This window comes from Actinomadura montaniterrae, assembly GCF_008923365.1.
In the GTDB taxonomy this organism is placed as follows: Bacteria; Actinomycetota; Actinomycetes; order Streptosporangiales; family Streptosporangiaceae; genus Spirillospora; species Spirillospora montaniterrae.
On sequence record NZ_WBMR01000310.1, the window covers coordinates 1 to 8,523 of the forward strand.

10 protein-coding genes are annotated in these 8,523 nt (G+C 72.7%); 5 read left to right on the top strand and 5 right to left on the bottom strand.

Features of this window, described 5'->3' with window-relative positions; genetic code table 11:
- Both F9B16_RS46495 and F9B16_RS46500 read right to left on the bottom strand, forming a co-directional pair.
- Nucleotides 1–345: hypothetical protein (locus tag F9B16_RS46495; RefSeq protein WP_225992558.1), on the bottom strand; the 345-nt coding region annotated here is incomplete at its 3' end.
- 244 nt (nt 346–589) lie between these two features.
- Complete coding sequence (locus F9B16_RS46500) at nt 590–1,693, bottom strand: ferritin-like domain-containing protein (protein WP_151546676.1); 1,104 nt, start codon at nt 1,691–1,693, stop codon at nt 590–592.
- Between the two features lie 203 nt (nt 1,694–1,896).
- Between F9B16_RS46500 and F9B16_RS46505 the strand changes: the two genes are divergently transcribed.
- Together F9B16_RS46505 and F9B16_RS46510 are read left to right on the top strand one after the other, a co-directional pair.
- Complete coding sequence (locus tag F9B16_RS46505) at nt 1,897–3,072, top strand: sensor histidine kinase (protein WP_151546677.1); 1,176 nt, start codon at nt 1,897–1,899, stop codon at nt 3,070–3,072.
- Complete coding sequence (locus F9B16_RS46510; protein ID WP_225992559.1) at nt 3,069–3,674, top strand: response regulator transcription factor; 606 nt, start codon at nt 3,069–3,071, stop codon at nt 3,672–3,674. The genes F9B16_RS46505 and F9B16_RS46510 overlap by 4 nt, the downstream gene beginning before the upstream one ends.
- 33 nt (nt 3,675–3,707) lie before the next feature.
- Here F9B16_RS46510 and F9B16_RS46515 read toward each other — a convergent pair whose 3' ends face one another.
- On the bottom strand, nt 3,708–4,316 hold the full coding sequence (locus tag F9B16_RS46515; protein ID WP_225992560.1) for an LURP-one-related/scramblase family protein: 609 nt from the start codon (nt 4,314–4,316) through the stop codon (nt 3,708–3,710).
- Between the two features lie 98 nt (nt 4,317–4,414).
- Complete coding sequence (locus F9B16_RS46520) at nt 4,415–5,038, bottom strand: TetR/AcrR family transcriptional regulator (protein WP_151546678.1); 624 nt, start codon at nt 5,036–5,038, stop codon at nt 4,415–4,417.
- 140 nt (nt 5,039–5,178) lie between these two features.
- Here F9B16_RS46520 and F9B16_RS46525 point away from each other — a divergent pair, with 140 nt between their 5' ends.
- Nucleotides 5,179–6,513, top strand: coding sequence for a GH1 family beta-glucosidase (locus F9B16_RS46525; protein ID WP_151546679.1), 1,335 nt, complete (start codon nt 5,179–5,181; stop codon nt 6,511–6,513).
- Nucleotides 6,514–6,545: 32 nt separating this feature from the next.
- Complete coding sequence (locus tag F9B16_RS46530) at nt 6,546–6,830, top strand: chorismate mutase (RefSeq protein ID WP_151546680.1); 285 nt, start codon at nt 6,546–6,548, stop codon at nt 6,828–6,830.
- Nucleotides 6,831–6,894: 64 nt separating this feature from the next.
- On the opposite strand, the gene F9B16_RS46535 is transcribed toward F9B16_RS46530, so the two are convergent.
- Nucleotides 6,895–7,527, bottom strand: coding sequence for a hemerythrin domain-containing protein (locus F9B16_RS46535; protein ID WP_151546681.1), 633 nt, complete (start codon nt 7,525–7,527; stop codon nt 6,895–6,897).
- Between the two features lie 134 nt (nt 7,528–7,661).
- Between F9B16_RS46535 and F9B16_RS46540 the strand changes: the two genes are divergently transcribed.
- On the top strand, nt 7,662–8,523 hold an 862-nt coding region (locus F9B16_RS46540; protein WP_151546682.1), incomplete at its 3' end, for a serine/threonine-protein kinase.

The following is an 8,523-nucleotide window of genomic DNA, read 5'->3' on the forward strand; positions in this document are numbered from 1 at the left end:
GTCGACGGTCTTCACCGGGTCGAGGCGGCAGGCGCGGGCGTCGGACGCGGTGCGGGAGACGGGCAGGCTCCGGGGCAGGCCGGCGCGCCGGCCGGAGCGGGTCGCGCTGGCGAGCGCGCCGTCCGCGGCGCCGGTCGCGGACTCCACGGTGCGGCTCGCGGTGTCCGAGACGGGGGCGGGCACCGCCACCGGCGGCAGCGCTGGGCCGACCTGGCCGACCGTCCCGTAGACGAGGTCGGCGACCGGGCCCTGCACGGCGCTCGCCGGCGCGGCCGGCAGGGCCAGCGCCGCGGCCAGCGGGACCGCCGCGGACAGGCCCAGCAGATTTCTGGCGGATCGGTTCATGTCTTTCTCCCCCGAGGTTCTCGGATCGACTCTGCGCGGTGTGCGTGCGCCCGTGGCGTGCGTTCTCCGGCGCACCGTCGAGCGGGCACGTTAGTACAGCCGGGATGGCGCGCATGCCGAATACGGGAATCGATCAGGGGAGGCCGGTAAAGATCTACGGAAATGCGACGCGGGGACGCCCGTGGACGTCCCCGCGTTTCACCGCGCCGTTACTCCCGGCGCGCGGGCCGCTCGGCCCCCGGCGTCATTCCGCGCCGAGCGCGATGGCCTCGTCGACCTCGGTCCTGCGGGCGGCCAGCTCGGCCGCGTACTTCTCCTCGTCGACCTTCTCGGCGATCTCCTCGTCCTGCCGCATCAGCGCTTCGAGGTCGGCCTTGGCATTGTCGAGGACGCCCATGTCGGCATAGGCGGCCTTCACCTTGTCGCCCCAGAGGCCGACGTCCCGGACGCACGGGACGATCCGGCTGAAGAGCAGCGACTGATAAAGCGTGTACATATCCGAGTTGTCGACATATTCCATGCACTTGTCGACCGGCATGTTCAGCTGCTCGAACACCTCGCGGCCCTTGAACCGGTCGCGCATCAGGTAGCAGCCCTCGACGACGAACTCCTCGCGCTCCGCCCGCTCCTTCTCGGTGAGCTGCGCGTAGTAGTCCTTGAGCGCGAGCCGGCCGAACGCGACGTGCCGCGCCTCGTCCTGCATGACGTACGCCAGCAGCTGCTTGACCAGCGGGTTCGTCGACATGTCGCGGTAGAGCCCGAACGCGGCGAGCGCGAGGCCCTCGATGAGCACCTGCATGCCGAGGTAGGGCAGGTCCCAGCGGCTGTCCTCGAGCGACTCGGCGAGCAGCTTCGCCAGGTCCTGGTTGATCGGGTAGTACATCCCGATCTTCTCGTGCAGGAACTTGGAGTACAGCTCGACGTGCCGCGCCTCGTCCATCGTCTGCGTGGCGGCGTAGAACTTCGAGTCGAGGTCCGGGACGGACTGGACGATGCGCGCCGACACGTTCAGCGCGCCCTGCTCGCCGTGCAGGAACTGGCTGAACAGCCAGGACCCCTGGTGGCAGCCGAACTCGTCACGCTCCTTCTGTGACATCTTGTCCCAGATGTCGGAGCCGATGAGGGGGTTGAAGTTCTCCGGCAGCCCGGCGACGTTGATCGGATCGACCTCGAGGTCCCAGTCGATGCGCTTCGTCGCGTCCCACTGCTTGTCCTTGCCCTTCTGGTACAGGCTCAGCAGCCGGTCGCGGCCGTCGTCGTACTCCCAGGTGAACCGGGCGTCGCCCGCCATCGGTACGTTCCACGTCTCCGTGGGCACGGGCGTGGAGTAGAGGTCGTAGGAACTCACTGGGGGATCCTCCTCGGGGTGGCGCCGCACCGTCGCGACGCGTGGTGTGCTCCGCCCACCGCTTTACATACCTTCGTAACATGTAAAGCGCGGGGAGGCCAGACCCCAGGCGCGGGCAAGGTGACCATGACAAAAGTCATCCCGGACCCACGACAACGCTCACTAACCCCCCGACCTGCGCATCGGCATACGATTCAGGCGCCATGACCACGAGGTTGTTCGACAGCGAAGATCTGGACGGCCCCGACCCGGGCCGGTCCCGGCGGCGGCGCGCGTTCTGGTCCTCGTTCGGGCTCATCTACATGATCCCGCTCGTGCAGGTCGTCGCCGGCTACCGCGGGACGCGGCTCGCCCTCGCCGTGCTCGGGCTCGGCGCCTTCATCGGCCTGTACTACGCGACGCCGCTGAGCATGCGCAGCTGGGTCGACCCGGTCGGGCGGCTCACGTACGCGCTGCTCACCGCGTTCGCGCTGGTCACGGCCGCCCTGCCGGTCGCGTTCGGGGACGAGTGGGTCGGCACCCCCGTCTACCTGTCGATGATCTGCGCGATGGCGCTGCCGATGGACTGGGTGCTGTGGGGCATCGGCGGCGCGACCGCGCTCGCCTCGGTGCAGTGCCTGCTGATCGACGGCGCCCGGGGCGCGCTGCCGGTCATCGCCATCACCTCGCTGTCGCTCGGGCTGATGATGGTCGGGTTCCGGCACGCGCGCACGCTCGTCCAGCAGCTGCGCGTCGCGCGCGGCGAGGTCGCCCGGCTCGCCGCCGCCGACGAGCGCCTGCGCATCGCCCGCGACCTGCACGACCTGCTCGGGCACAGCCTGTCGCTGATCGTGCTGAAGAGCGAGCTCGCGCGGCGGCTCGGCGAGCGGGACACCGCCCGCGCCATGGCGGAGGTGAGCGACATCGAGTCGGTGGCGCGCCAGTCGCTCGCCGACGTCCGCGCCGCGATCTCCGGCTTCCGGCAGCGGGACCTCGCCGAGGAGCTGGACGGCGCCCGCGCGGTGCTGGCGGCCGCCCAGGTCGAGGCCGTCGTGCGGCGCCCGCCGGCGCCGCTGCCCGACCAGGTCGACGGGCTGTTCGGGTGGGCCGTCCGGGAGGGCGTCACCAACGTCGTCCGGCACGCCCGCGCCCGCCGCGTCACGATCACCGTCGGCCGGACGGACCGCGAGGCCACCCTGGAGATCGTCGACGACGGGTGCGGCGCGGCCGCCGAAGGGCACGCGCCGGGGCACGGGCTGGAGGGCCTCGCCGAGCGGGTCGCGGACGCGGGCGGGACCGTGGCGGCCGGCCCGCGCGACGGCGGCGGGTTCCGGCTGGCGGTGCGCGTCCCGCTCGGCCCGCTCGGCGCGGAAAGGGCGGCGGTAGAGTCCGCCACGTGATCCGCGTGATGCTCGCCGAGGACCAGAGGATGGTGCGCGGCGCCCTGGCCGCGCTGCTCGGCCTGGAGGCCGACCTCGAGGTCGTCGGCGAGGCGTCCGGCGGCGAGGAGGCCGTCGCGGTCGCCGCCCGGACCAGGCCGGACGTCGTGCTGCTGGACATCGAGATGCCGGGCCGGGACGGCCTCGCCGCCGCGCCGGAGATCCGCGCCGCGGTGCCCGACTGCAAGATCATGATCTTGACGACGTTCGGCCGCCCCGGCTACCTGCGCCGCGCGATGGAGGCCGGCGCGTCGGCGTTCCTGGTGAAGGACGGCCCGGCGCAGGAGCTGGCCGCCGCGATCCGCCGGGTCGTCGCGGGCGAGCGCGTCATCGACCCGGCGCTCGCCGCAGCCGCGCTCAGCGCGGGCCCGAACCCGCTGTCGCCGCGCGAGCGCGACGTGCTGGACGCGGGCGCGGACGGCTCCACGATCGCCGACATCGCGGGCCGGCTGCACCTGTCGGAGGGGACCGTCCGCAACTACCTGTCGTCCGCCATCAACAAGGTCGGCGCCCGCAACCGCATCGAGGCCGTCCACACGGCCCGCGCCCAGGGCTGGCTGTAGCCGCGTCCCCCGCCCGCGGGCCCGGGTCGGCGGTCAGCGGGACTGGAGGGCGTCGAGGCCGACGGCCTGGGCGACGACGAGGCGGCGGTCCAGGCGCGGGTCCTTGATGTCGACGACGTACCGGTCGCGGAGGCCGAACTTCTTCTCCACCGAGAAGACGACCTGGTCCCCCGCGTAGAAGTCGAAGTGGTACGGCCACGCGAACGGCAGGTTCTCCGCGTACGGGATGAAACCCCACACGCGGCGCAGCACCGCGACGAACTTGTTGCGCTCGCTGCCCGTCGTCACGCCGAGGCCCGGCTGCTCCAGATGCCACGTCGAGGCGATCAGCGACTTCTTGAAGTCCTTGCGGAACACGCCGATGGGGCGCCCGTCCGCGTCCGTGATGTCGTAGGCCGACGCCAGGTCGATGCGCTTGCGCGCCTTGAAGCCGAGGATCGGGCGGGTCTTGGAGTCGTCGGCGTAGAGCGTCACCTGCTCCTTGAACGCCAGCCGCTTCTGCTGCGCGAACGCGAGCAGCTCCCCCTCCCCGCCGTCCGGGGTCTCGGCGTGCACCTCGTACTGGTTCACCATCAGGCGGATCCGCTGCCGGATCAGCAGCCGGTTCTGCGCCTGGAGCCGCTCTGCGTCCAGCGAACTCACCCTCGTCCCGTCGCGTTTTCGCGCGAGTCTGCCATAAAGGGCGAGCTGAGGGCGATATCCGGGCGAAATACGAAAGGGTGGCCGGCGGGAGGAGCCGGTCAGGCCTCCTGGATGTGCCCCGCGAGGTAGCCGTGGATCAGCCGCTCCGCCTCGGCGACGATCAGCGGGTCGCCGTCCGGGTCGCGGCGGAAGGCCATCTTCAGCACCGCGTCGCCCGCCTCCACCGCGATGGCGAGGGCGGTGGCGAGGCCGGGGGTGTCCTGCACGCCGAACGTCTCGACGATCATCTCGCGGAGCCGGTCGGCGACCACCGCGTTGTTGTCGGCGTCGGAGTCGAGCAGGTTCACGTCGGCGACGTCGCCGAAGCGCAGCACCCGGAACCCCGGCACGGTGCGGTGCATCTCGACGAAGATCTCGATGATCACGCCGACGGTGTCGGACCAGTCCGCGAACGCGCCGGCCGCGAGCCGCGCCGAGATCCGCTGCCCGAACACCTCCAGGTTGCGCAGCGCGAGCGCCTGCGCGACGGCCCGCTTGTCCGGGAAGAACTGGTACACCGACCCGATCGCGACCTCGGCGCGCTGCGCGATCCGCGTGGTGGTGAGGCCGTCGTAGCCGTCCTCGTCGAGGATGTCCGCGCACGCGTCGAGCATCCGCTGGACGCGTTCGGCGCTGCGGCGCTGGGCGGGACGTCGGCGGAGCGGTGTGCGGATCTCGGTCACGCCACCATTGTCACCCGAACGGGCCATGCTCGGTCATGGCCCGTGCGCCGTTCCCCACCCCGCGGTCACGGGACCCTTCCGCCGCGACCACCCCGCCCCGTAAAGTCCGAAGACGATTCGCGTCTAGGGGAAAGGGACGGATGGGGCTTCCGGAGGGCTTCCGCTGGGGCGTCGCGACCGCCGCCTACCAGGTCGAAGGCGCCGTGCACGAGGACGGCCGCGGGCCGTCGACCTGGGACGTCTTCGCTCACACGCCGGGCCGGGTGCGGGACGGCCACACCGGCGACGTCGCCTGTGACCACTATCACCGGTGGCCGGAGGACGTCGCGCTGATGCGGGAGCTCGGCGTGAACTCCTACCGGTTCTCCATCGCGTGGCCGCGCGTCCAGCCGTCCGGCAGCGGCGCCGCCAACCCGCGCGGCCTCGACTTCTACGACCGGCTCGTCGACGCGCTGCTCGCCGCGGGCATCGACCCTGCGGTCACCCTCTACCACTGGGACCTGCCGCAGCCGCTGGAGGACGCCGGCGGCTGGATGAACCGCGACACCGCCTACCGGTTCGCCGAGTTCGCCTACCGCGCGGCCGACCGCCTCGCCGACCGCGTCGGCATGTGGATCACGCTGAACGAGCCGGTCGTCGTGATGGCCTACGGGTACGCGTTCGGCGTGTACGCGCCCGGCCGGACCCTGATGCTGGACGCGCTGCCGACCGCCCACCACCAGCTCCTCGGGCACGGCCTCGCCGTCACCGCGCTGCGCAGCCGCGGCGCCCGCCGCGTCGGGCTCGCCAACCACTACTCGCCCGCCTGGCCCGCCGACCCGTCGTCCGCCGCCGACCGCGACGCCGCGCTCGCCTTCGACGGCTTCATGAACCGGATGTTCACCGATCCCGTCCTGTCCGGCGCCTACCCCGACCTCGGCGCGCTCGGCGGCCCGGGCCTCGCGCCGTACGTCCACGACCTGGACATGTCGGTCATCGCGTCGCCGATCGACTTCCTCGGCGTGAACTACTACCAGCCGACCCGCCTGAAGGCGCCGCCCGCGGACGGCCCTCTCCCCTTCGACATGGTCGACGTCACCGGGTACCCGGTGACGGGAATGGGCTGGCCGATCGTCCCCGACGCGTTCCTGTCCCTGCTGCGCGCGCTTCGCGGGCGGTACTCGAACGGGCTGCCGCCGCTCTACATCACCGAGAACGGCTGCTCGTTCCCCGACGAGGTCGGCCCCGACGGCACGGTCGACGACACGGCCCGCATCGAGTTCCTCGACGCGCACATCGCCGCCATGCGGACGGCCATCGACGACGGCATCGACATCCGCGGCTACTACGCCTGGTCCCTCCTGGACAACTTCGAATGGGCCGAGGGGTACCACCCGCGCTTCGGGCTCGTCCACGTCGACTACGAGACACAGAAGCGGACCCCGAAGAGGTCCTACGGCTGGTACCGGGACCTCATCGCCGCGTCCTCGAAGTGACGGCCGGCGGGCCTTCCTGCCAGGATCCCGGCATGGATTCCCTCTCCGAGGTCCGCGCCCGCATCGACGCGATCGACGGCGACCTCGTCCGGCTGCTCGCCGAGCGGCAGTCGCTCGTCCGGGCCGCGGCGGCGTTCAAGGCCGACGCGGGCGCCGTCCGCGCGCCCGGCCGCGTCGAGCAGGTCGTCGCCCTGGCCCGCGAGCGCGCGGCGTCCGCCGGCCTGTCCCCCGACGTCGCCGAGGCCGTGTGGCGGGCGATGATCGGCGCGTTCATCGACCTCGAACTGGCCGAGCACGCCCGCAACACCACCCCCTGACCGGCCCACGCCGAGGAGGACGTGCTCGTTCTCCTCGGCGGGATCGACTCGCGTCGATACGGCCTCAGGCGCGCGCGGGCCACAGGTCGAGGGCGTGGTAGGCGGGGACCCACTCGTTCGTGTAGGCCGCGCGGACCGGCTCGGGGAGCGGCGCCAGCATCGCCGCCACCGCGCTCTCGGACGCGCCGTCCAGCATCCACGGGATGACGCGCGGGCCGTCCGGCCCCACGTACTTCCCGCTGGCCTGGCCGAACTCCACCCACTGCGCCTCGGACAGCGTCGCGTCGATCAGCGCGAGCGCCTCGTCCTCCTCGTGCTTGAGGTGCCCGCCCAGCGCGGTCGCGAGGGTGTCCGCGAGCTCGCCGAGCCGCGCGGGCCCGGACTCGCGGTCGGCGAGCGCCGCGTCGATCGCCTCGATCACCGGGTCCACCGCGGCGTGCTCGGCCTCCATCGCGTCCAGCAGCGCCAGGCCGTCCGGGCGTCCGGCGAGGGCCTCGCGCATCACCGGCCACAGCGCCTCGTCCTCCGCGGTGTGGTGGGCGTGCAGCGCCTTCTTGAACAGCTCCCAGCCCGCCGCGGTGGCCAGCACGCGCCGGGGGTCGTCGTCCGGGCGGGCGGTGACCTCGGCGATGTGCCGCAGGTCCCGGCGCAGCGCGTCGTGGAAGGTGTACATCGACGTCATGTCCAGCTTGCTCATCACGGTCTCCTCAGGCCGATCGGGTCGTCCACCGCACTGACGGATCGCGCGGCGCCGACGTGACCGCTTCCGGCGGAGGAGTCCCGGAAAAGATCGGTAGGCTTTCCAGCCCCGCTTGTCTTGGAGGTCCGCGCATGGCGGAGCCACGGCCGCTGCGTCCGAACGACCCGCGCGAGACGGGCGGGTACCGGCTGACCGGGCTGATCGGCGAGGGCGCGCAGGGGACCGTCTACCTCGGCGAGTCCGAGGACGGCGAGCGCGTCGCGGTGAAGGTGCTGCGCGCGGCGGTCGACGGCGACGAGCGGGCCCGGACGCTGTTCGAGCGGGAGCTGTCGGCGGCGCGGCGGGTCGCGCCGTTCTGCACGGCGCGGGTGCTCGCGGCGGAGGCCGGCGGCGACGCGCCCTACATCGTCAGCGAGTACATCGACGGGCCGTCGCTGCGGGAGCTCGTCGGCGGGCGCGGGCCGCTGCCGGAGCCGGAGCTGCGGCGGCTCGCCATCGGCACGGCGACGGCGCTGGCGGCGATCCACGAGGCGGGCGTCGTACACCGCGACTTCAAGCCCGCGAACGTGCTGCTCGGCCCGGACGGCCCGAAGGTCATCGACTTCGGCATCGCGCGGCCGCTGGAGGCCACGTCCGCGACCATGACGGGCGCGGTCGGCACGCCCGCGTACATGGCGCCCGAGCAGGTGTCCGGCGCGGCGGGCGGGCCGCCGCTGGACATGTTCGCGTGGGGCTGCACCATGGCCTACGCGGCGAACGGGGCGCCGCCGTTCGGCACCGACACCGTCCCGGCGATCATGCATCGGGTGCTGTACGCGCCGCCCGCGCTGGGCGTGCTCGGCGGTGAGGTCGGCGCGGTGGTCGCGGCGTGCCTGGAGAAGGACCCGGCGCGGCGCCCGACGGCGCTGCGGGTGCTGGTCCGGCTGCTCGGCGAGGACGGGCCCGAGGCGCACCTGCTGGAGGAGGGCTCGTCGGCGGCGGCGACGCTGACGG